At 65.2% G+C, this 21,724-nt stretch carries 18 protein-coding genes; 3 read left to right on the top strand and 15 right to left on the bottom strand.

Annotated elements, in window-relative coordinates; all coding sequences use genetic code 11:
- Positions 1-157 precede the first annotated feature (157 nt).
- The 8 genes from secF to pdxT form a co-directional block, all read right to left on the bottom strand.
- Entirely contained in the window at positions 158-1,174 is a 1,017-nt protein-coding gene (secF, locus tag AC1DBN_RS00880) for a protein translocase subunit SecF (RefSeq protein WP_091720484.1), read from the bottom strand.
- Entirely contained in the window at positions 1,174-2,931 is a 1,758-nt protein-coding gene (gene secD / locus AC1DBN_RS00875; protein ID WP_091720487.1) for a protein translocase subunit SecD, read from the bottom strand. The genes secF and secD overlap by 1 nt, the downstream gene beginning before the upstream one ends.
- A gap of 93 nt (positions 2,932-3,024) precedes the next feature.
- A complete protein-coding gene (gene yajC, locus AC1DBN_RS00870) occupies positions 3,025-3,465 on the bottom strand; it encodes a preprotein translocase subunit YajC (protein WP_091720490.1) in 441 nt (146 codons plus the stop codon).
- 208 nt (positions 3,466-3,673) lie between these two features.
- Positions 3,674-4,759: a Holliday junction branch migration DNA helicase RuvB gene (gene ruvB / locus AC1DBN_RS00865; protein ID WP_314214625.1), complete on the bottom strand. Its 1,086-nt coding sequence runs from the start codon at positions 4,757-4,759 to the stop codon at positions 3,674-3,676.
- Complete coding sequence (gene ruvA / locus AC1DBN_RS00860; RefSeq protein ID WP_091720494.1) at positions 4,752-5,393, bottom strand: Holliday junction branch migration protein RuvA; 642 nt, start codon at positions 5,391-5,393, stop codon at positions 4,752-4,754. Before ruvA ends, ruvB begins: the two co-directional genes overlap by 8 nt.
- A gap of 100 nt (positions 5,394-5,493) precedes the next feature.
- Positions 5,494-6,072, bottom strand: coding sequence for a crossover junction endodeoxyribonuclease RuvC (ruvC, locus tag AC1DBN_RS00855; protein WP_091720497.1), 579 nt, complete (start codon positions 6,070-6,072; stop codon positions 5,494-5,496).
- Positions 6,073-6,137: 65 nt separating this feature from the next.
- The gene (locus AC1DBN_RS00850; protein ID WP_477722437.1) at positions 6,138-6,893 is read right to left on the bottom strand and encodes a YebC/PmpR family DNA-binding transcriptional regulator; all 756 of its coding nucleotides are present in this window, start codon (positions 6,891-6,893) and stop codon (positions 6,138-6,140) included.
- Between the two features lie 3 nt (positions 6,894-6,896).
- Positions 6,897-7,607 carry a pyridoxal 5'-phosphate synthase glutaminase subunit PdxT gene (gene pdxT, locus AC1DBN_RS00845; protein ID WP_314214628.1) on the bottom strand — a complete coding sequence of 237 codons (711 nt, stop codon included), beginning with the start codon at positions 7,605-7,607 and terminating at the stop codon, positions 6,897-6,899.
- Between the two features lie 90 nt (positions 7,608-7,697).
- Between pdxT and AC1DBN_RS00840 the strand changes: the two genes are divergently transcribed.
- Both AC1DBN_RS00840 and AC1DBN_RS00835 read left to right on the top strand, forming a co-directional pair.
- The gene (locus AC1DBN_RS00840) at positions 7,698-8,990 is read left to right on the top strand and encodes a Mur ligase family protein (RefSeq protein WP_172829964.1); all 1,293 of its coding nucleotides are present in this window, start codon (positions 7,698-7,700) and stop codon (positions 8,988-8,990) included.
- Positions 8,987-9,751, top strand: coding sequence for a type 1 glutamine amidotransferase (locus AC1DBN_RS00835; protein ID WP_477722436.1), 765 nt, complete (start codon positions 8,987-8,989; stop codon positions 9,749-9,751). The genes AC1DBN_RS00840 and AC1DBN_RS00835 overlap by 4 nt, the downstream gene beginning before the upstream one ends.
- A 60-nt stretch (positions 9,752-9,811) precedes the next feature.
- Here the strand turns inward: AC1DBN_RS00835 and AC1DBN_RS00830 are convergent, their stop codons facing one another.
- The gene (locus tag AC1DBN_RS00830) at positions 9,812-11,062 is read right to left on the bottom strand and encodes a CapA family protein (protein ID WP_477722530.1); all 1,251 of its coding nucleotides are present in this window, start codon (positions 11,060-11,062) and stop codon (positions 9,812-9,814) included.
- Between the two features lie 147 nt (positions 11,063-11,209).
- Between AC1DBN_RS00830 and AC1DBN_RS00825 the strand changes: the two genes are divergently transcribed.
- The gene (locus AC1DBN_RS00825; protein WP_477722435.1) at positions 11,210-13,222 is read left to right on the top strand and encodes a M3 family metallopeptidase; all 2,013 of its coding nucleotides are present in this window, start codon (positions 11,210-11,212) and stop codon (positions 13,220-13,222) included.
- Between the two features lie 231 nt (positions 13,223-13,453).
- Here the strand turns inward: AC1DBN_RS00825 and pdxS are convergent, their stop codons facing one another.
- The 6 genes from pdxS to AC1DBN_RS00795 all read right to left on the bottom strand — a co-directional run bounded on the left by pdxS (position 13,454) and on the right by AC1DBN_RS00795 (position 21,710).
- Positions 13,454-14,380, bottom strand: coding sequence for a pyridoxal 5'-phosphate synthase lyase subunit PdxS (pdxS, locus tag AC1DBN_RS00820; protein WP_477722434.1), 927 nt, complete (start codon positions 14,378-14,380; stop codon positions 13,454-13,456).
- Between the two features lie 139 nt (positions 14,381-14,519).
- On the bottom strand, positions 14,520-15,149 hold the full coding sequence (gene pgsA, locus AC1DBN_RS00815; protein ID WP_477722433.1) for a phosphatidylinositol phosphate synthase: 630 nt from the start codon (positions 15,147-15,149) through the stop codon (positions 14,520-14,522).
- A complete protein-coding gene (locus AC1DBN_RS00810) occupies positions 15,139-15,726 on the bottom strand; it encodes an HIT family protein (protein WP_056079499.1) in 588 nt (195 codons plus the stop codon). The genes pgsA and AC1DBN_RS00810 overlap by 11 nt, the downstream gene beginning before the upstream one ends.
- A 16-nt stretch (positions 15,727-15,742) precedes the next feature.
- Positions 15,743-17,752 (bottom strand): threonine--tRNA ligase, encoded by a 2,010-nt coding sequence (gene thrS / locus AC1DBN_RS00805; protein ID WP_477722432.1) that lies wholly within the window; start codon positions 17,750-17,752, stop codon positions 15,743-15,745.
- Positions 17,753-17,880: 128 nt separating this feature from the next.
- Positions 17,881-21,366, bottom strand: coding sequence for a DNA polymerase III subunit alpha (locus AC1DBN_RS00800; RefSeq protein WP_477722431.1), 3,486 nt, complete (start codon positions 21,364-21,366; stop codon positions 17,881-17,883).
- Positions 21,363-21,710, bottom strand: a complete 348-nt coding sequence (locus AC1DBN_RS00795) for a DUF6504 family protein (protein WP_091720524.1) — start codon at positions 21,708-21,710, stop codon at positions 21,363-21,365. The genes AC1DBN_RS00800 and AC1DBN_RS00795 overlap by 4 nt, the downstream gene beginning before the upstream one ends.
- Positions 21,711-21,724: the final 14 nt, after the last annotated feature.

Below are 21,724 nucleotides of genomic sequence, written 5' to 3'. Positions count from 1 at the left end.
GCACCCCTCACCACCGTCTTAATTACCTCAGTCTATTCCTCACGAGGCAGAGATTTATAACCGGGACACTTAAACGACCACGGGCCGGACAGCGTGATTTCCACACTGTCCGGCCCGTGGACGGGAACACCGGCACGACCGGCGCACATTACCTCAATCAGGCCTGGGCAGGCTCCGCTGAAGCATTGCGTTCGGCGGTGCTGCTGCGGCGCTGCTCCACGCGCCGGGCCTGCTTGACCAGGTCCGGTTCGTTCTGCCGCAGCCAGGCGTACATCGGCGCCGCCACGAAGATGGTGGCCGCCGTACCGATCAGGATTCCCACGAACAGTGCCAGCGACAGGTCACGCAGGGTTCCCGCGCCCAGCAGGCCGGCACCGATGAACAGGATGGCGCCCACCGGGAGGATCGCCACCATCATGGTGTTGATGGAACGCACCAGCGTCTGGTTCACGGCAAGGTTGACTTCCTCAGCGAACGTGCGGCGGGTTGAGGAGTCAATCTCCGCTGTGTTCTCACGGATCTTGTCGAAGACCACCACGGTGTCGTAGAGGGAGTAGCTGAGCACCGTCAGGAACCCGATGATGGCGGACGGTGTCACTTCAAAGTCGCTGAGGGCATAGACCCCGGCGGTGATGAACATGGTGACCAGCATGCCGGCGAGGGCCGAAACGGACATCTTCCATGTGCGGAAGTACAGGGCCATCAGCACCGCGGCCAGGAGGACGAACACCACCAGGCCGATCAGGGCCTGCTTGGTGACATCGGCACCCCAGGTGGGTCCCACGAAGGTGGAGGTAACCTCGTTCTCGGTCACTCCGTAGGCGGTGTGCAGGCCTTCCTTGATGCGGAGCGTCTCGTCGTCCGTGAGCTTGTCCGTCTGGATGCGCATGGTGGTTCCGGCCACGTTGGCCACACGCGGGATGCTGCCGGCCACAACGTCCGTGACGGCCTTCTCCCCCACGGTTGCGTCCGTCGTCTTGACGTTGGAGACGGTGAATTCGGAGCCGCCCCGGAACTCGATGCCCAGGTTGAACCCGCCCTTGGCCACCGGGATGATGATGGACAGCGCTACAGCCGCCAGCGCGATCAGGAACCAGATCTTCTTGGATCCCACGAACTCGTAGGAGCGCTTCCCGGTGTAGAGCTCATTGCCGAAATTGGCGAAGCCTGACATTACTTGTTCTCCTTCGCAGCGGTCTTCGAGGAACCGGCCAGCTGTTCCTGCTTCTCCGCCAGCCGCCGTTCGGCAATAGTCATCCGGCGTTCCGCTTCCGCGGCGGCTCCCGCGTTCTTGGCACGGACGTTGGCCGGACGGTCTTCGGGGGTCCGGATACGGCCGGCACCGCGGTACAGCGGTACGGCGCCGAGGCGCTTGGGGTCGAGCCCGGAGAACCGGTGGCCTTCGCCGAAGAAGCGCGTCCGCGCCAGCAGCTGCAGCGTCGGGTGGGTGAACATGAAGACCACAATGAGGTCGGCGATGGCGGTCAGGCCGAGCGTGAAGGCGAAGCCCCGCACGTTGCCCACCGCCACGAAGTAGAGGACCAGCGCCGCCAGCAGGTTAACCGCCTTGGAGGCGAGCACGGTGCGCTTGGCCCGCTTCCAGCCGTTCTCGACAGCCGAGACCAGGCCGCGTCCTTCGCGCAGCTCATCGCGGATACGTTCGAAGTAGACGATGAACGAGTCAGCCGTCTGGCCGATGGCCACGATGATGCCCGCGACACCTGCCAGGGACAGGCGGTAGTTTTCCGTCCAGCCCAGGATTGCGATGGCCAGGTACGTCAGGACGCCTGCCACCACCAGCGAGGCGATGGTGACGAAGCCCAGTGCCCGGTACTGGAAGAGCGAATAGACCACCACCAGGAGCAGCCCGATGAGGCCGGCCAGCAGGCCCATACGCAACTGCTCGCCACCGAGGGTCGCCGAGATCTGCTGTTCGCTCTGGATCTCGAAGCTGATGGGCAGGGCGCCGAAGCGCAGCTGGTCAGACAGTGCCTTGGCCGTCTGCTCGGTGAAGCCGCCCGTGATCTGCGGACGGCCGTCCGTGATGACAGCCAGTGAACGCGGAGCGGAAATGACCTGGTCGTCGAGGACGATGGCGAACTGTGCCTTGGGGTCGTTGCCCGATTCGCCGCCGGCAGCCACGTAGAACTGGTTGAGGCGCTCGGTGACCTCCTTGAACTTCGCGGTACCTTCCTCGTTGAACTGGATGTTGACGGCCCAGTCGTTGGTGACGGCTCCCTGGGCGCCCTGCTGCAGCTGGAACGAGGAAGTGACGATGTTGCTGCCCTTCACCTCGACCGGCCCGAGGATGTATTTGATGGCCGGGCTCTTGTCCGTTGCCGGTTCACAGGTGACCAGCGGCTTGGTCGGATCAGAACGCTCTGCCTTCTCGGCTGAGGCGTTGTCACAGTCCAGGGCCTCGAACTCGCGGTAGATTTCCGGCGTGATCCAGTTGATGTCGCTGCTGTTGGCGGGCGCCGCCGTCGGCTTGGGCAGCTGGTCCTCGGGAGCCCGCGACTCCTCGGGAACAGCAGCTCCGGCTCCGTTCAGGAGCACGGGCCGGAAGTTCATGTCCGCGGATGCCTGGATCAGGTCGCGGGTGGCAGTGGACGGCGTGCCCGGGAGGCTCACCACCACGTTGCGGCCCGACTGCGTGCTGATTTCGGCTTCGGCTACGCCGGAACCGTCAACGCGCTGGCGGATGATCGCCACGGCCTGGTTCAGCTGTTCTTCATTGATGTCAGAACCGCCCTCAACCTTCGGCGCCAGGATCATCTGGGTACCGCCTTCGAGGTCAAGTGCCAGCTTGGGCGACCAGCTTGCCTGCCCGGCGACGGTGCCGGCGGCCAGGACGGCTGTCAACGCGGCGATGATTACGCCCAGCCAGACCAGGACCCTGAGGCCGGGCTTCTTGGGGCCAGTTCGTGCCATTGTCGATCTTTCTCTTATTCACGGAGGAACCGCCGGTGCGCATGGGCACCGACGGTTGTCCGCAGCGGTAGAGGGGTTAAGGTGCCGGAAGGACTAGCTGTCCTTCTTGCCCTCATCGTTGAGGCGCTTCAGGGTCTCGTCCGGGGTCTCAGCCGGGAACGCGGTGGTCTCAGCGGCAGTGGCAGGCGCAGCCGTGGTGCCGGCCGTGGTGCCCGCCGCCTCCGGAGCGGTCAGGGACGAAGCATCGTCCGGTACGGCGGGGGCAGCGGCTTCCGGCGCAACCGCCGGTTCCATCACCTTGGTGACGGACTGCCGGTGCACGGTGGCAAGGTTGCCCGGGGAGAGTTCCAGGGTGACCTTGTTCTCGGCCTCATCGATGTCCACGATCCGGCCGTAGAGGCCGAAGCTGGTCATGACGTCGACGCCCGGGCCGAACTTCGACTGGAGCTCCGCCTGCTGCTGCTGCGTCTTCTTGTTCCGGCGGAACATCATGAAGATGAATACGCCGAGCATGACGAACAGGAGAATTGACATTGGATCCAAGGGGAATTCCGTCCTTTGTGGTACCTGGCTGGTTTTCCGGCAGCGCCGGACTTTGTCTGTGCCGGGCGGAACAGTCATGGAAGCCGATCCCTGACGGACCTCCTGCACCGGCGGCGCGGCCGATAGGCCATGCGCACAACAAAGACCCGAACGTGCCGAGCGTCATACCAGTCTAAGGGGAAAAGCTGGAGGGAGCCTGTTATTGGCTCTCCGGGGCCCAGTCCCCCGTGACCTCGGCACCCGTTTCGCGGTCAAAAAGATCCAGCTGTTCCTGGCCGAACACGCCTGCAGGGATGGCATAGCCCAGATGTGTCCAGGCCGGCGCCATGGCGATGCGGCCGCGTGGGGTGCGGCCCAGGAGCCCTTCGCGGACGAGGAAGGGCTCCGCGACAGTCTCCACTGTTTCGGTTTCTTCGCCGACGGCGATCGCAAGCGTGGAGAGCCCCACGGGCCCTCCGCCGAACTTGGTGATGAGCGCCTCGAGGACGGAACGGTCCAGCCGGTCGAGCCCCTTCTTGTCCACTTCGTACATGTCGAGCGCCGCCGACGCGGACCGGGCATCGATCTGCTCTACGCCATGGACCAAAGCCCAGTCGCGCACGCGGCGCAGCAGCCGGTTGGCAATTCGGGGCGTTCCGCGGGACCGGCCGGCGATCTCGCTGAAGCCGGCGGAATTGACCTTCAGGTCCAGCAGGCCGGCGGAGCGCCGCAGCACAAGTTCGAGTTCCGGAACCGAGTAGAACTCCAGATGGCCTGTGAAACCGAAGCGGTCCCGCAGCGGACCGGGAAGCAGCCCGGCCCGGGTGGTGGCGCCCACCAGTGTGAAGGGGGGAAGTTCCAGCGGGATGGCAGTGGCACCCGCGCCCTTACCCACCACAATGTCCACACGGAAATCCTCCATGGCCATGTAGAGCATTTCTTCAGCCGGCCTGGACATGCGGTGGATTTCGTCGAGGAAGAGGACTTCGCCCTCGGACAGCGATGACAGGATGGCGGCGAGGTCGCCGGCATGCTGGATCGCAGGGCCGCTGCTGATGCGCAGCGGAGCGTTCATTTCCGCCGCCACGATCATGGCAAGGGTGGTCTTGCCGAGACCCGGAGGACCCGAAAAGAGCACATGGTCGGCGCTGCGGCCGCGCATGCGGGATGCCTTCAGGACCAGGGACAGCTGCTTCCGCACGCGGTGCTGGCCCACGAAGTCGTCCAGGTTCTTGGGGCGGAGTGCGGCTTCGATGGCGCGTTCCTCAGGCTCCTCCCCTGCTGCCACCAGTGACGGTTCAGCCACGGCTGCCTACGCGGTTGCCCGCCCGCGCGCCGTCCTGGCCGAGCCAGCGGAGGGTGGTCCGGAGGATCTCCGGGACGTTGCCGCGGAAGGAAACTTCGGGCTCGTCCGCCAGTGCCTTGTCGATGCTCGACGACGCGTCCTTTTCGGACCAGCCCAGGCTGGTCATGGCGGCGACCACCTGCGGCTTCCAGCTGGCCTCCGCCGCGGTGGTGGCCGCAGCGGGAGCCGTACCGTGCGGAACAAGCTTGCCGGCCAGCTCAAGGACAATCCGCCCCGCCACCTTCGGACCGATCCCGGGAACCTTGGTGAAAGTCTTGTTGTCGCCGGTGTGCGCGGCAACGCGGATCGCTTCAGGATCGTGGACGGCCAAAACGGCCAGTGCGAGGCGCGGACCCACGCCGCTCACACTCAGCAGGACCTCGAAAACTTCACGTTCGTCGTCGTCCGCAAAACCAAACAGCGTCATCGAGTCTTCGCGGACGATCAGGGAGGTGAAGACCTTTCCCTCTTCGCCCACGTGGAGCCCGCTGAGGGTCTGGGGGGTGGCGTAGACGTTCATGCCCGCACCGTTCAAGTCGATGACGGCCGTGGACAGGCCTACGTGCGCTACGGTTCCGCGGAGGAAACTGATCAAGGCCTGGCTCCTGCTTGTGCTGCCGGGCCGCCGCCTGGCAAGAGGCGGAGCCCGGTTATCCGAACATATTTACGAATACCCTAGCAAGCTGCGGGGACATTCAGCGTGCGCGGCGCGCCTTCGCTTCGGCCTCGGCCCACGCCCGCTGGGCCGGTGTCAGCGCCGAACTGCCCGGACCGGTAGTGGCAACCGAGGCACCGCTTCCGGCGCGCCAGGCGTGCGTGATGGCCAGTGCCAGGGCGTCCGCGGCATCGGCCGGACGGGGCGGCGCGTCGAGGCGAAGGATCTTGGTGACCAGCTTGGTCACAGCGTCCTTGTTCGACGTGCCGCTGCCCGTAACGGCGGCCTTGACCTCCGACGGCGTATGGAGCGCCACCGGGATCCCGCGCCGCGCTGCCGCTGCAATCACCACGCCGGACGCCTGCGCCACACCCATCACGGTGCTGACGTTCAGCTGCGAGAAGACGCGTTCGACGGCGAGCACCTGGGGCTCGTAGCGGTCCAGCCATTCGTCGATGGCCAGCGCAATCACGAGCAGACGCTGGTCCAGGGATTCGTCGGGCGAGGTTCCGACGACGCCGACGGCCACCATGGTGGCCCGCCGGTTCCGCTCGACGTCCACCACCCCGATGCCGCAGCGGGTCAGGCCGGGGTCCACTCCCAGGACACGGAGCGTCATGGAGATGGACTGTGTCGCGATGGGGTGTGCTGCGACGGGCGCAGGTCAGCAGGCAAAGCCGCCGGTCACTCTGATTCCAGGGCGGCCTGGACCTCGTCGCTGAAATCGGCGTTGCTGTAGACGTTCTGGACGTCGTCGAGCTCCTCGAGGGCGTCGGCCAGCTTCATGAACTTCCGCGCTCCGTCGACGTCCAGCCCCACCTGCATGGACGGAACGAATTCCACTTCATCGGTGTCGTACTCGATGCCGGCGTCCTTGAGGGCGTCGCGGATGGCCGGAAGATCGCCCGGTTCGGAGTGGATCTCGAAGGATTCGCCGTTGTCCTTGACCTCTTCGGCGCCGGCGTCCAGGACGGCCATGAGGACGTCGTCTTCGGCCAGGCCGTTCTTGGGCAGGTTCACCACGCCCTTGCGGTTGAACAGGTAGCTGACGGAGCCGGGATCGGCGATGGTGCCGCCGTTGCGGGAGATGGCGAGGCGGACCTCGGATGCCGCGCGGTTCTTGTTGTCGGTGAGGCACTCGATCAGCAGGGCGGAACCCTGCGGGCCGCGGGCTTCGTACATGATTTCGGTGTAGTCAACCACTTCGCCGGTGAGCCCGGCGCCGCGCTTGATGGCGCGGTCGATGTTGTCGTTGGGGACCGAAGTCTTCTTCGCCTTGGTGACCGCCAGTTCGAGGCCGGGGTTGCCGGCCAGGTCCGGTCCGCCCATGCGGGCAGCAACTTCGATGTTCTTGATCAGCTTGGCGAAGGACTTTGCACGGCGGCTGTCAATGATCGCCTTTTTGTGCTTAGTCGTCGCCCATTTGGAGTGGCCTGACATGCTTTACGCTTCTCCTCTGATCATGCGGATAAAAAGTTCGTGTACGCGTTTCTCCCCGGTCACTTCCGGATGGAAGGAGGTGGCCAGCAGCCGGCCGGAACGCACTGCGACAATTCTAGCGGCCCCGGGCAGCCCGGCGGTGTGGGACGCATGTTCCGGATCGGCCGGTTCAACCTGGGCCAGGATTTCCACGCCGGGGCCTACGCGCTCCACCCACGGTCCGCGGATGAAGACGGCATGGACCGGAGCCACACCGGCGTCGGTGGCGCTGAACTCCAGGCCCTTAAAATCCAGGTCCGTCTCGAAGGACTCGCGCTGGCGTCCGAAAGCGTTGCGGCGGACGGTCATGTCCAGCCCGCCGAACGTCTGCTGGGGGGCACCCGAAAGGTCCGTGGCGGGGTCGGCAATGTCCGAGGCCAGCAGGATCATGCCCGCGCAGGAACCGTAGACCGGCAGCCCGCCGGCAATGCGTTCACGCAGCGGCCCGGCCAGCCCGAAAGCCCTCGCGAGCTTGTCAATGGCCGTGGACTCGCCGCCGGGGATGATGAGCCCGTCCAGGCCGTCGAGTTCCTGCGGACGCCGGACGCTGACCCCCTCGGCGCCGGATTCAGCGGCGGCACGGAGGTGCTCGCGGAAGTCGCCCTGGAGCGCCAGGACGCCGATCCGGAGGCCCGAGCCCACGCGTGCGGGATCGGCGGAAAGGGAGTTTGTCATCGTCCCAGCATACGGGCACCGGTGCTGCCCGCCCGGCCGGGCGGGTCATACTCCGGCAGTTCCATGCCGCGGCTGGGATATATTCGGACAATGCCCTTTTACACTGTTCCGCTTGGCAAACTGGTGCGCCGGATATCCCGGCTCCGAGGCGGCGGGTCCGCGCTTCCAGGGCTCGTCGTCGAAAAAATCGACCCCGGTTTCATGCGGCGGACACTCACCACGCTGCCGCACGGCGTGGCAGTTGTCAGCGGCACGAACGGGAAGACCACCACCACCAAAATGGTGGTGGAGCTGCTCGAAAGCCAAGGCCTGAAAGTCTTCACGAACCGCACCGGCAGCAACTTCACCCGCGGCGTCGCCGCGGCCCTGCTGGGCGAGGTTGACTGGCGCGGGCGGCTGGACGCCGACGTCGCGGTCCTGGAACTCGACGAGGCACATGCCGTGCACTTCGTAAACAGCGTGCCGCCGAAATACTGCCTGCTCCTGAACGTCCTGCGGGACCAGCTGGACCGTTTCGGCGAGATCGACAAGACAGCCCAGCTCCTCCAGCACATCGCCGCCAAAACCACCGGGACCGTGGTGCTGAACCGTGAAGACCCCAGGGTGGCCAGGATCGCGGAAACCCTCACGGGCCAGGAGGTCCGGTATTTCGGGCTGGACGACTCGCTGCTGGGCACGTTCCCCAACGACGACGATATGCGCGCCGCTCCCGGCAGCCCCGCACCGGCGGGCCTCCCGGAGAAGCCCGCGGCCGACGTCGTGCTCCGCAAGGTGGGCGCGGACACCGCCGAATTTGAGTACGACGGCGGGACCGTCAGTACCGCGATGAAGCTCCGCGGGGTGTACAACATCTTCAACGCGGCCGCGGCGCTGACCCTGGCGCGGGCCATTTGCGGCGGAGCCGCGGCGGACACCAACCACGAAACCCTGCTGGAGGCGCTGTCCCAGGTGGCGCCCGCCTTCGGCCGCGGTGAGAGCCTCACGGTGGAAGGCCAGCCCCTTGACCTGGTGCTGGTGAAGAACCCCAGCGGTTTCCGCCTCGGCCTGAAGTCCTTTCCTGCAGGCGGTTACGCCACCATGATCGCCATCAACGACAACTATGCCGACGGCCGGGATATGTCCTGGCTGTGGGACGTGGAGTTCGATTCCCTCCGGGCCGAAGGCGTGGACCAGCTGACCGGTTCCCGCGCCTACGACATGGCATTGCGCCTGCAGTATGACGATGTCCGCATCGGTGCCGTGGATCCTGATATCGCGCCGGCCCTCGCAGCGTTCATCCGGGGGGCGAAGGGCCAGCCCAAGCGCATTTTCTGTACGTATACGGCCATGCTTGCCATCCGCCGCGAACTGTCGAAGATCACCACTGTGGAGGTTGTCTCTTGAGCCAGGAAACTCCGGGCACGTCCGATCCGTCAACCGCCGGCGGCAAGGGCATCCTCAGGGTGGTCCAGCTCTACCCGCGGGACATGAACATCTACGGCGACTGGGGCAACGCCCTGGTGCTGCAGCAGCGGATCCGGTGGCACGGGTACACACCCGAACTGCTGGAATACAACGTGGGTGACCCCTTCCCTGACGATGTGGACATCATTGTGGGCGGCGGCGGCCAGGACAGCGGGCAGCTGGTCATCCAGGACGACCTGCAGTCCCGGGCGGATTCCCTCAAGGAGCTCGCCGAAGACGGCACGCCCATGCTGGTGATCTGCGGCCTGTACCAGCTCTTTGGCCGGTTCTTCAAGACCAGGACCGGCTCGGTGATTCCGGGAATCGGCATCCTCGACGTCGAAACGCATGGCACGGATGAGCGCCTGATCGGCAACGTCAAGGTAACCACGTCCGAATTCGGCGAAGTGCTGGGCTACGAGAACCACAGCGGCCAGACCACCCTGGGAGGCGGGGTCCGCCCCCTCGGCACCGTGGCGAAGGGAACCGGTAACAACAGCAGCGACGGCCACGAGGGCGCCCGCTACCGCAACATTGTGGCCAGCTACCTGCATGGCTCGCTGCTTCCGAAGAACCCGGCCCTCGCGGATTTCCTGATCCGCACAGCTGCTGAACGCAAGTTTGGAACCTTCGAACCCGGCCTCCCGGATGACCGGTACGCGGTACTCGCTCGGGACCACGCGGCACGCAGGCCGCGCTGATCCGTCGGGTTTAGGGGCTTTTCTCTTGGCGTCGTGGCGGCCGCCGCTTCTTAACGGCCGTCAGGGTTCGAGGGTGATGAGGAGTTCATGCGCGCCGGCAGCTGCGGCGCCCATGGAGTTCACCACTTCAATGGTCCGTTGCCGTGTGGTGTCGTCGGCCGGCGCCCCGGCGCAGGGTCCCTGCGGCGCATCAGCGGCCACCGCACACCACCGGTAGGGCTTCGCGAGCATGACGGTCGGCGTCCACGCCAGGTCCGTGACGGTCCAGGTTCCGGCGGCGTCCTGGCCGAACTGCGCGCGGACCAGCAGGCCCTCGCTCTTGGCTGGATGGGCAGGGGAAACGTCCGTCATCCCGTTGCCCAGTCCGTAGGCGATCCAGGTGCCCTTGTAGTTCTCGATGGGCAGCACTGATGGGGAGTGGCCGTAGACCAGGTTGAACTGCCCGCTGTCCGCCAGCGCACGGGCTGCGTCCGTTTGTTGGGCGGTCGGGGTACCGGTGTTCCCGCCGTTGCCGTCCCCTGCGTGCATGGCACCAATCACGACGTCGGCGCCCAGCATCCGCGCCTTCCTGGCCTTGGCAATCATGGTGCTGGAGTCCAACACGTCCACCTGCCACGGGTATTCCGGGGTCTTCCCGTTGAGGCCGAAAGTTGCCTCGATGACAGCCACCTTCGCCGCAGGGGTCTGCAGGATGAGGATCTGTTGGGACTCCGTGGCGGTGCGGTAGGAACCGGTGTGTTTCAGGCCGGCCGCGTCCAGGGCATCCACGGTCCGCAGGAGTCCGTCGGTACTGCGGTCAAGAATGTGGTCGCCCGCGGTGGTGCAGGCCTGGTAGCCCACGTCCTTCGCAGCGGTGACGATCTGCGGCGGCACATTGAACGAGGGGTGGCCGGCAAACGGCCCGTCCGATTTCGCCACAGGGCTCCCCTGGTGGCAGATGGCGAGGTCAGACCTCTCCAGGTAGCGCCGTTGTCCCTCCAGCATCGGCAGGAAATCCAGGCCCGGCTTCCCGGCCTCAGCGGCATCCTGCTGTGCCTCCTGCCAGATGCTGCTATGGACCGGCATGCCGCCGGTGACCACCACCGACGCGCAGCGCAGCACCGGGCACCGCGGGCCCTTGCCCGGTGTGGGCGAAGGTGCCGGGGTTGGCGGGGTACTCGAAGCCGAGGCTGTACCGGACGGCATTCCGGGGTGTGGGCTCTTGGTGGACCCGGCGGCGGACTCACCGCTGCCAGCCCCTTGCGCCACAAGACCGCACCCGGCGAGCGGCCCGGCCACGAGCAGCAGGCCTGCCACCGACACAGCGCGCATCCACTGCTGCAGCCCGGCACCCGCGCGGGAGCGCGCAGGAGCCCTCCCGGTACTTTTCCCCATACCGCCAAGTCTAGAAATGGCCAGCCTTCGGCACGGGTATTTGGCCGCATTGAGAAGCGTGCCCTCATGTGAAAGGTTTTCATCATGACGAACCCCCTGCTGGCTCCCAGCTCCCTGCCGTATGGTCTCCCGCCCTTCGCCCGCATCGAGGCCGCCCATTACGCCGAGGCCATCGAAGCAGGCCTGGCTGAGCACCTCGCTGAAATTGACCGCATTGTGCAGAATCCGGAGGCACCCACCTTCGAGAACACCGCGGTGGCGATGGAGCAGTCGGGGCGGTTGCTGGACCGCGCAGCCGCCTCCTTCTTTACCCTTGTTTCGGCGGATGCTTCACCGGAGATCAGGGAACTGGAAACGAAGTTCTCGCCCCGGTTTTCGGCCCACCAGGATGAGCTCTTCCTGAACCCTGACCTGTATGAGCGTTTCCGGGGCATCGATACCTCTGCATGTGATCCCGAGTCGGTCCGGCTGGTGGAGGAGTACCTGAAGGAGTTCCGGCAAACCGGTATCCAGCTCGATCCCGCCGGACAGGACCGGCTCAGGGCCGTTAACGCAGAGCTCTCCCGGCTGGGCACGGAGTTCGGCCAGCGGGTCAAGGAAGGGATGAAGTCCGCTGCGCTCCTCGTCGAGGATGCGGAAGAACTTGACGGCCTGCCCGCCGACGACGTCGCCGCCGCAGCTGAAGCGGCCCGGGCAGCAGGACATGAGGGGCAGTTCCTGCTGGGGCTTATCCAGCCAAGCAACCAGCCTGCCCTTGCCTCACTTTCGGACCGGGCCGTCCGCCGTCGGCTGTTCGAAGCGTCCGTTGCGCGCGGCAGCAGCGGCGGCCCCCTGGACGTCCTGGACCTGGCCAGGTCCATGGCCCGGCTGCGTGCAGAGAAGGCCACGCTGCTGGGTTTTGCGAATTACGCTGAACTGGTGGCAGACCGCCAGACGGCGCCTGACTTCGGGGCGGTGCAGTCCATGCTGAACCGCATGGCCCCCGCCGCCGTCCGCAACGCGGACCGTGAAGCGTCCGCCCTTGCCGAGTCCGCCGGGCACGCCCTGGAACCGTGGGACTGGGCCTACTACTCGGCGAAAGTCCGCCGGGAGAAGTACAGCGTGGACGAGCAGGCCCTCCGCCCCTACTTCGAGCTGGAGCGCGTGCTGCGGGACGGCGTCTTTTTCGCGGCCGGGTCCCTGTACGGCATCAGCTTCCATGAGCGGGAAGACTTGGCTGGTTACCACCCTGACGTGCGGGTCTGGGAGATCAGGGATTCCGACGGCGGCGGGCTGGGGCTGTTCCTCGGTGACTACTATTCCCGCGAATCCAAGCGGGGCGGCGCATGGATGAACTCGCTGGTGGACCAGAACGCCTTGCTGGGTACCAGGCCCGTGGTGATGAACACGCTCAACATCACTAAGCCCGCGCCCGGTGAACCGACCCTCCTGACACTTGACGAGGTGCGGACGGTCTTCCACGAGTTCGGCCACGCGCTGCACGGGCTCTTTTCCGATGTCACCTACCCGCGGTTCTCCGGTACTGCTGTCCCCCGCGATTTCGTGGAATTCCCTTCGCAGGTCAACGAAATGTGGATCATGTGGCCGGAGGTCCTCGCGAACTACGCCCGCCACCACGCCACGGGCGAACCGCTGCCGCAGGATGTTGTGGACCGGCTGGACGAATCCAGGCTCTGGGGCGAAGGGTTTGCCACCACCGAGTATCTGGGCGCCGCCTTGCTGGACCTGGCGTGGCACGTGCTGGAGCAGGATGCCGTCCCGGATGACGCCCTCGCGTTTGAGGCGAAGTCCCTCGCCGCGGCGGGCATCACGCACGCGCTCATCCCGCCGCGGTATCGGACCGGCTACTTCCAGCACATTTTTGCCGGCGCGGGCTACGCCGCCGGCTACTACTCCTACATCTGGAGTGAGGTCCTGGATGCCGAGACGGTGGACTGGTTCACGGAGAACGGCGGGCTTACCAGGGCCAACGGCGACCGGTTCCGGCAGGAACTGCTCTCGCGGGGCAACAGCCGCGACCCCCTGGAGTCCTTCCGGATCCTCCGCGGCCGGGACGCCAAACTCGAGCCCCTGCTAAAGCGCCGCGGCCTGGAGTAGACCACACCCCCCCACACCTTAAAAAACGACGGCGGCGGGTCCCACACAAGGTGACCCGCCGCCGTCGTGCTTACCAATGCAAGGCGACCAGAAGCGTCGGACGGCGTTATCCGGCAGCGCGCGTAAAAGGGCCCCCGCGCCCCAACCAGCTACGTAGCTGCAGACAATGCGCGGGGAATAGCGCGCCGAGGATGGCGCCGTCCGGCGCACCCAAGGCGACCAAGGCGGGAGTTACCAGCCGCGCTCGGCGAGGCGGTGCGGCTGGGGGATTTCGTCGACGTTGATGCCCACCATGGCTTCGCCGAGGCCGCGGGAGGCCTTGGCGATGACGTCGGGGTCATCGAAGAAGGTGGTGGCCTTCACGACGGCGGCCGCGCGCTGGGCGGGGTTGCCGGACTTGAAGATGCCGGAGCCAACGAACACGCCGTCGGCGCCGAGCTGCATCATCATGGCGGCGTCGGCCGGGGTGGCGATGCCGCCGGCGGTGAACAGCACCACGGGGAGCTTGCCGGCAGCGGCAACTTCCTTGACCAGTTCGTACGGGGCCTGCAGTTCCTTGGCCGCGACGTACAGTTCGTCCTCGGGAAGGGCTGCGAGCTTGGCGATCTCGGCGCGGATCTGGCGCATGTGGCCGGTGGCGTTGGAAACATCGCCGGTGCCGGCTTCACCCTTAGACCGGATCATCGCCGCGCCTTCGTTGATGCGGCGCAGGGCCTCACCAAGGTTGGTGGCGCCACAGACGAAGGGAACCTTGAAGTTCCACTTGTCGATGTGGTTGACGTAGTCGGCCGGGGTGAGGACCTCGGACTCGTCAATGTAGTCCACGCCGAGGGACTGCAGGACCTGGGCTTCGACGAAGTGGCCGATGCGGGCCTTCGCCATGACCGGAATGGACACGGCTTCGATGATGGCGTCGATCATGTCCGGATCGGACATGCGCGACACGCCGCCCTGGGCGCGGATATCGGCCGGAACTCGTTCCAGGGCCATGACTGCAACAGCACCAGCGTCTTCGGCGATGCGGGCCTGTTCAACGTTGACGACGTCCATGATGACGCCGCCCTTGAGCATCTCAGCCATGCCGCGCTTCACGCGGTTGCTGCCCGTGACGCTGTTCGCGGACGAACCGGCCTCGTTGCTTACATCTGGTGTAGACACAAAAACCCCTATGGGTAGATAGACGATCTTCGCCGGGTGTGCAGGCGGGCATGCTGATGCCGGACTGTACACACACGGATTGCCGGGTCCATTGACCGGGCAATCCTTATAGTAGTCCCCCGGCGGCCAGCCGCGGCAATTACGTTTCGTCCGCGGGAAGCGGTTGTGCCAGGGCCTGCCGGCGGACCGAAGCAACACGCTGGACGATCGTCGTGAAGCTGGCCAGCGCCAGCAGCACCAGCGTCACGAGCAGCACCACCGGCGGCAGTCCCAGCCCGGTGAGCCCAGTGACCACCAGGACGGAGACGAGCCGCTCGGCCCGCTCCGCGATGCCGACATTTGCCGTGTATCCAAGGGACTCGGCTTTGGCCCGCGCATAGGAGACCACCATGCCCAGGACCAGGCAGACCATGGCCCCCGCGGCGATGGCAGTATTTTGCCCGCCCGTGAAGAACCACACCGCCAGTCCGGCGAAGAGCGCGCCGTCCGCGACGCGGTCCAGGGTGGAGTCCAGGAAGTTGCCCCAGCGGCTCTTGACGTCCTGCATGCGGGCCATGATGCCGTCCAGGACATCGGAAAAGATGAAGGCCGTAATGAAGACCGTCCCCCAGAACAGTTGCCCGAGGGGATAGAACACCAGGGCGCCCAGCGCGACGCCCGCGGTTCCGATGACTGTTACGGCGTCGGGCGAGACACCCAGGCGCAGGAGCCAGCGGGCCAACGGGGTGAAAAGCGCGGTAAAGAAACCGCGGGCGTGCCTATTCAGCATCAGTCTCCCCGGGCCAGGCGTCGGCCACCATCTGCCGGACCTCATCGAGGGTCTGCGTGATGGCCTTGGTCTGGGCAATGATGGGGAAGAAGTTCCCGTCGCCGCCCCAGCGCGGAACGATGTGCTGGTGCAGGTGGGCGGCGATACCGGCACCGCCCACCACACCCTGGTTCATGCCCAGGTTGAATCCGCCCGGGTTGGACACCTTGCGCAGGACGCGCATCGCCGTCTGGGTCAGGTCGGCGAATTCGGCAGTTTCCTCGACCGTCAGGTCCGTGTAGTCCGGGACGTGCCGGTACGGGCAGACCAGCAGGTGCCCGGGGTTGTACGGAAAGAGGTTCAGCACGACGTAGCAGGTTTTCCCCCGGTACACGATGAGGGCGTCCTCGTCGGTTCGTCCCGGGCCCACGCAGAACGGGCAGTCATTCTCATTCTTGAACTGGTGCTGCCCGCCCTTGATGTAGGCCATCCGGTGCGGAGTCCACAGGCGCTGGAAAGCGTCCGGGACACCGGCCAGGGCAAAGTCGTCGGTTACACCGGCATCCCCTGGATACCCGGCGCCTGTGTTCTCCTCCACGGTGCTGTTCCGTTCGCTAGCTGGTCCGGTTACGGACGGCTTCGGTGATCCGCTTGACTGCTTCTGCCACCGGCACGCCGTTGTCCTGGCTGCCGTCACGGAACCGGAAGGAAACCGCGCCGGCTTCGGCGTCGTCTCCGCCGGCGATCAGCACGAACGGGATCTTGTCCTTGCTGGCGGTACGGATCTTCTTCGGGAAACGGTCCGAGGAGGTGTCCACCTCGGCACGGATACCGGCCGCCTTCAGCTGGTCGACGACGTCGAACATGTACTCGTTGAAGGTTTCGGCCACCGGGATGCCCACCACCTGGACGGGTGCCAGCCATGCCGGGAAGGCGCCGGCGTAGTGCTCGGTGAGGACGCCCATGAACCGCTCCACCGAGCCGAAAAGTGCACGGTGGATCATCACGGGACGCTGCCGGCTGCCGTCTGCAGCCTGGAATTCGAGTTCGAAGCGTTCGGGCAGGTTGAAGTCCAGCTGGATGGTGGACATCTGCCAGGTGCGGCCCAGGGCGTCCTTGGCCTGCACGGAGATCTTGGGGCCGTAGAACGCGGCTCCACCCGGATCCGGTACGAGTTCCAGTCCCGATTCCTGGGCCACTTCGGCCAGGGTGCGGGTGGCTTCCTCCCACGCAGCGTCCTCGCCGACATACTTCTCCGGGTCCTTGGTGGACAGCTCCAGGTAGAAGTCGTTGAGGCCGTAGTCCTTGAGCAGGTCCAGGACGAAGGTGAGCGTCTTGGTGAGCTCGTCCTTCATCTGCTCGCGGGTGCAGTAGATGTGGGCATCGTCCTGTGTCATCCCACGGACGCGGGTCAGGCCGTGGACCACGCCGGACTTCTCGTACCGGTAGACAGACCCGAACTCAAACAGGCGAAGCGGAAGTTCGCGGTAGGAGCGGCCCCGCGAACGGAAGATCAGGTTGTGCATGGGGCAGTTCATCGGCTTCAGGTAATAGTCCTGGCCGGGCTTGCGGACGGTGCCGTCCTCATTGAGCTCGGCGTCGACGTGCATCGCCGGGAACATGCCCTCCTTGTACCAGTCCAGGTGCCCGGAAACTTCGTACAGGTGGCCCTTGGTGATGTGTGGGGTGTAGACGAACTCGTAGCCGGCCTCCACGTGGCGCTGGCGGGAGTAGTCCTCCATTTCCTTCCGGATGATGCCGCCCTTGGGGTGGAACACCGGAAGGCCCGAGCCCAGCTCATCCGGGAAGGAGAACAGGTCCAGCTCGGAACCGAGCTTGCGGTGGTCGCGGCGTTCAGCCTCGGCGATGCGTTCCTGGTAGGCCTTGAGGGCGTCCTTGGTGGGCCAGGCGGTGCCGTAGATGCGCTGCAGCTGCTGGTTCTTCTGGTTGCCCAGCCAGTAGGCGGAAGAGGAACGCGTCAGGGCGAAGGCGTTGGAAATGAGCTTGGTGTTGGGCAGGTGGGGGCCACGGCAGAGGTCGCACCAGACAGTGGTGCCTTCCTTGCGCTCAACGTTGTCGTAGATGGTGATGTCGCCGGCGCCGACCTCGACGTTCACGCCTTCGCCGGCCTCGGCAGCTTCGTTCTTCTTGCCCAGCAGCTCGAGCTTGTAGGGCTCGTTCTTCATGGCATCGCGGGCTTCGTCCTCGCTGACAACGCGGCGGACGAACTTCTGGTTCTGGTTGATGATCTTCTGCATCATCTTCTCGAGGGTTTTGAGGTCCTCGGGGGTGAACGGTTCGGCGACGTCGAAGTCGAAGTAGAAGCCATCGGTGATGTAGGGGCCGATGCCGAGCTTGGCATCGGGGCGCAGCTGCTGGACGGCCTGGGCCATGACGTGGGCGGTGGAGTGGCGCAGGACGTTCAGTCCGTCCGGGGATTCGATGGTGACGCCTTCCACCTCGGCACCTTCGGGCAGTTCCTGGTCCAGGTCCTTGAGTTCGCCATTAACGCGGGCCACGACAACATCGCGGCGCTCAAAGAAGAGTTCCGCACCGGTTGTCCCGGTAGTCACCTTGGTCTCTTCGCCGTCGACGAGAAGGGTGATCTGCTGGGCATCTGACACGGGTGTCTCCTATTCAAAGTTGAGGCTTCATAGCTTGCGGCGTACGGGGACCACAGCCAGCCACCGTCAATGCTATCGGTTCGGCGGAGGGCCGACCAACGCGGCTCACGGCAGCGGGAAAGCCGAAGTCAGCCGTTGAAACCGGTGATGGCGAGGCTCCTGGCAATGCCGTCCAGTGGGTGCGCCACGTCCTGGAAGGGAGTTTCCGACGGCGGGAACGGCAGCGTTTCGGGCCTGCTGAGGTCCCAGGCCATGCTGGCGCTAAGGCTGATTCCCCGCGGACCGGTCCTGCGGGTGGTGCCCCGGATCAGCAGCATCCGGGTTCCGAACAGGAGCGGACCGGCGCTTTCCTGGGCTTCATGGAAGAACACTGAATCGATGCAGCCGGTACCGTCGTCGATGCTAATGAACACCACCCGCCGGCCCCCACGCATGGGTGGCGTCTGGGTGGCTACCCGGACGCCGGCCACCAGCACTTCGGTTCCGTTCCGCAGTCCCAGCAGCTTGTCGGCCGTGGTGACGCCCAGCTTTTCCAGGATTGGGCGGTGGCTGTCCATCAGGTGGGTGCTGACATCCACAGCCATCAGGTCAAGTTCAGCCCGGACGGTTTCCACCAGGGTCGGTTGGGGCAGCCCGGGTTTAACGTTGCGCAACTCAATATCGCCCAGCGGGAAGGACAGCTGCCCTTCCACTACGTCGGTGCCCTTCCGGCTTCCTGAGACCTGGAGTTGCTGCAGGTGCTGGACGAGGTCGGCCCGGTTGGCAGTTCCTCCTGCCTCCCGGTGGAGGGAGTCGAACGCGCCAAGCTGGGCAAGCCGCTTGATGCTGGGCTTGCTGATCCTGGAACGCGACCGAAGGTCCGCGAGCGAGTCAAAAGGCTGCCCGGCGACGATCCTTTTCAGTTCAGTTCCCGAAAGCCCGTAAATGCCTTTCAGGCTGAGACGTATCCCCAGCTTTCCGGAATCGGCTCCGGTCAGGATCCGCTCTACCCGGTATTCGTCCTTGCTCCGGTTGATGTCCAGCGGAAGGATGGGGATGCCCAGGCGCCGTGCTTCAGCTACCAGCAACCGTTTGGGGTACATGCCGGGATCGTGTTCCCACAGCCCAGCCAGGAAGGCCTCCGGGTGGTGCGTTTTGAGCCAGGCGGACTGGTATGTGGGAACGGCAAAGGCTGCGCCGTGGGCCTTGCAGAACCCGAAACTTCCAAAGGCCTTCAGGGTTCCCCAAACTTTGTCCACCACCTCGTGGGCATACCCTTTGGCGCGGGCTGCCTTGCGGAAGAACTCCTCCACAGCGGGTTCGCGGTTTTCATTGCCCAGGGCACGCCGGAACTCGTCGGCACGGGCAAGCCCGCAGTGGGTCATGACATCGAAGGTCTTGAGGATCTGTTCATGGAACACCGTGACCCCGTGGGTTTCGGCAAGGACTGGCTTGAGGTCCGGGTGGGGATATACCTCGGGGGCGAAGCCGTGCCGGTGCTCCAGGAAAGGCCGGACCATGTCTGATTTCATGGGCCCCGGCCGGAACAGGGAGATGTCGATGATGAGGTCGTTGAATTCCCGGGGTGCCATTTTGCCGATCAGTTCCCGCTGCCCGGGAGACTCGATCTGGAAACATCCGAGTGTATGGGTACTCCTAATGAGTTCGAACGTGGCTTCGTCGTCCAGCGGAACAGCATTGAGATCGATGTGCCCGTTATCCGCGATGTAGTCAGGGCCGGCCCCTTCCGGACCGGGAGCATGGTGCCCTGCTGCTACAACGTCGCTCTTGGAGGGATGGATCCGGATGATTTCACGGACGGCAAACGCCATGGCGCTCTGCATCCTGACGCCCAGGACATCAAGCTTCAGCATTCCCATGGGATCCATGTCATGTTTGTCGAACTGGCTCATGGGCAGCCCCAACCCGCTGGGCTGGACCGGGGTGCGGTCCAGCAGGGTGGCGTCACCCAGGATCACTCCGCAGGGGTGCATGGAGATATGGCGGGGCAGCCGATCAAGGCGTTCAGTCAGGTCCACCAGGAGATCCAGTTGCTGGTTGCCGTCTGTGTCCCGTTGTTCCACCCGTCCGGCGAATTCGCGCAGTTCTGGTTTTTCCTGGAGCGCTTCACGGAATTTCCCTGCGGAAAAGCGCCACAGCTGCTTGGCGATCTCCCCCACCTCGTCGCCGTCCATTCCCAGGGCGAGGCCGGCATCGCGGACTGCTCCCCTGGCCCGGTATCCGTTTTGCATGCTCATCAGGGTGACCCGCTCAGCCCCGAACCGTTCGAAGATTTTGCGGTATACATTGTGGCGCTCGGCGCTTTCGACGTCGATATCGATATCCGGCAGGGTGGCCCTGTCCTGGGACAGGAAACGCTCAAATATCAGATCATGCTGCAGCGGATTTACCTGGCTGACGTCAATCAGGTAGTTGACCAGGCTGGATGCACCTGAGCCTCTTGCTGCGGCACGAACTCCCATGTCCTGGATCATCCTGGAGACTTCAGCCACGGTCAGGAAGTAGGAGGAGAAGTTGAGGTTGCGGATGATCCCCAGCTCATGCTCGAGCCTGGTGAGCATGGTTTGCTCAGCGGTACCGGTAATACCCGGGAAGCGCCTGGCGATTCCGGCATGGCACCGTTGGACCAGTTCCAGGGCGGGGTCCTGGTTGATCCCGATGATGGACGCTTCCGGAACGACCGGCTGCTTCCACCCCATGTCACTGGCAGGATCGATGCGGCAGGCATCGGCGAGCGCCTCGGTCTGTGCAAGGAGCTGCGTAAGGTCTGCGGCGCCGTAGCCTGCAGCGGAAATGACTTCCTGGGCAAGCCGGCGCATGTGGTTTGAGGTTTTCAGCCATCCCTGGCCGGTGGGCTGCAGGAGGGGTTCGCCGGCCAGTTCGGGAAGGGATTTGAGCGTGCGTGCGGAGTCGAGGACGTCGGCAGTGGGCGCTCCGTCCGCTCCGCAATACCTGACGGCATTGGTGAGGACCGCAGGAACACGGTGTTCTTCGGCGAGTCGAAGCATCCTTACCGCGTGGGCGGTGCTCAGGGGTGACCCGGGGGCGCTGAGCTGGGAAACAATCTCTGCCACCACTGTCCCAGCGGGCATGGCATCGAGCCATTGCTTGAACAGGGTGCGTGGACGCAGGTATCGCCTTCCTCCCATGGCACGCCCCACGTCGGAGTCTGGCCCGATGAGGACCACCAGGACTGGTTTGAGCGTTTGGGGGTCGAGGGTCCTTGAGGCCAGTTCTGCCCGGGTCACTGCCACGGGGATGGCACCCCCGGCCTTGCCGGACGTCCGGGAGTGGGCATCTGAGATCAGCCGGCAGAGCGCCCTGTAGCCGGCACCGTTGTTGTGCCCCTTGGCGAGCACCACAACCCGTCCGGCGACCTCGGTGCGGCGATCGCCGTCGTCGTCCAGCACCGCAAGGTCCACCCCAACGATGGGGTCGATCCCCGCGGCCATGCAGGCCTTGAGGTGCTTAATGGTGCCGTATAGCCCGTCGCGGTCTGTGCAGGCCAGCGCGGAGGCGCCGTCGTCAGCGGCGGCCTGGGCCAGTTCCTCCGGCCAGGAGACTCCATAGTGCGCGCTGAAGGCGGTGGAGACATGCAGGTGCGTGAAACTCATGCTGTTCTGGGTCGAAGGGCGTCGTGGATGCGCAGCAGCCGCCACCTGCCACTGCGGATGTGGCGGGTGAGGTCAAGCGTGAGTGGTTCCATGGGCTGGCTTTCCCTGCCGGGCAGATGTCCTGGCGAAGCCTGGGGCAGGACCTGGATCCGCCAGATTTCGTGATCCACCATCCCGGGGCCGCTCCCCAGGGGAACCCGGCTTTCCTCAGCCCACCATTGGCGGCGTTCGTACCATCGGAGGGGTTCGGCGCAGATGTCATAGGTACACCCTGCCCATACAAGGCTCTGGGGAAGACCGTCGGAGGTGCAGGCGACATCAACTGATTCGCTGAACATGCCCATGGCGCCTCCGGGAC

The sequence above is a fragment of the Pseudarthrobacter sp. 10T415 genome (genome assembly GCF_056394175.1).
The sequence above is the reverse complement of the archived record's forward strand: the minus strand, read 5'-3'. Positions and strand labels throughout refer to the sequence as shown.

What these genes read in the sequence shown, in the direction of transcription:
- secF (WP_091720484.1), bottom strand. Translation starts at nt 1,174, where the DNA reads ATGTCAGGCTTCGCCAATTTCGGCAATGAGCTCTACACCGGGAAGCGC.
- yajC (WP_091720490.1), bottom strand. Translation starts at nt 3,465, where the DNA reads ATGTCAATTCTCCTGTTCGTCATGCTCGGCGTATTCATCTTCATGATG.
- AC1DBN_RS00840 (WP_172829964.1), top strand. Translation starts at nt 7,698, where the DNA reads ATGCCCTTTTACACTGTTCCGCTTGGCAAACTGGTGCGCCGGATATCC.
- secD (WP_091720487.1), bottom strand. Translation starts at nt 2,931, where the DNA reads ATGGCACGAACTGGCCCCAAGAAGCCCGGCCTCAGGGTCCTGGTCTGG.
- ruvC (WP_091720497.1), bottom strand. Translation starts at nt 6,072, where the DNA reads ATGACGCTCCGTGTCCTGGGAGTGGACCCCGGCCTGACCCGCTGCGGC.
- AC1DBN_RS00800 (WP_477722431.1), bottom strand. Translation starts at nt 21,366, where the DNA reads ATGAGTTTCACGCACCTGCATGTCTCCACCGCCTTCAGCGCGCACTAT.
- pdxT (WP_314214628.1), bottom strand. Translation starts at nt 7,607, where the DNA reads ATGACAAACTCCCTTTCCGCCGATCCCGCACGCGTGGGCTCGGGCCTC.
- AC1DBN_RS00850 (WP_477722437.1), bottom strand. Translation starts at nt 6,893, where the DNA reads ATGTCAGGCCACTCCAAATGGGCGACGACTAAGCACAAAAAGGCGATC.
- AC1DBN_RS00830 (WP_477722530.1), bottom strand. Translation starts at nt 11,062, where the DNA reads ATGCGCGCTGTGTCGGTGGCAGGCCTGCTGCTCGTGGCCGGGCCGCTC.
- AC1DBN_RS00795 (WP_091720524.1), bottom strand. Translation starts at nt 21,710, where the DNA reads ATGGGCATGTTCAGCGAATCAGTTGATGTCGCCTGCACCTCCGACGGT.
- AC1DBN_RS00825 (WP_477722435.1), top strand. Translation starts at nt 11,210, where the DNA reads ATGACGAACCCCCTGCTGGCTCCCAGCTCCCTGCCGTATGGTCTCCCG.
- pgsA (WP_477722433.1), bottom strand. Translation starts at nt 15,149, where the DNA reads ATGCTGAATAGGCACGCCCGCGGTTTCTTTACCGCGCTTTTCACCCCG.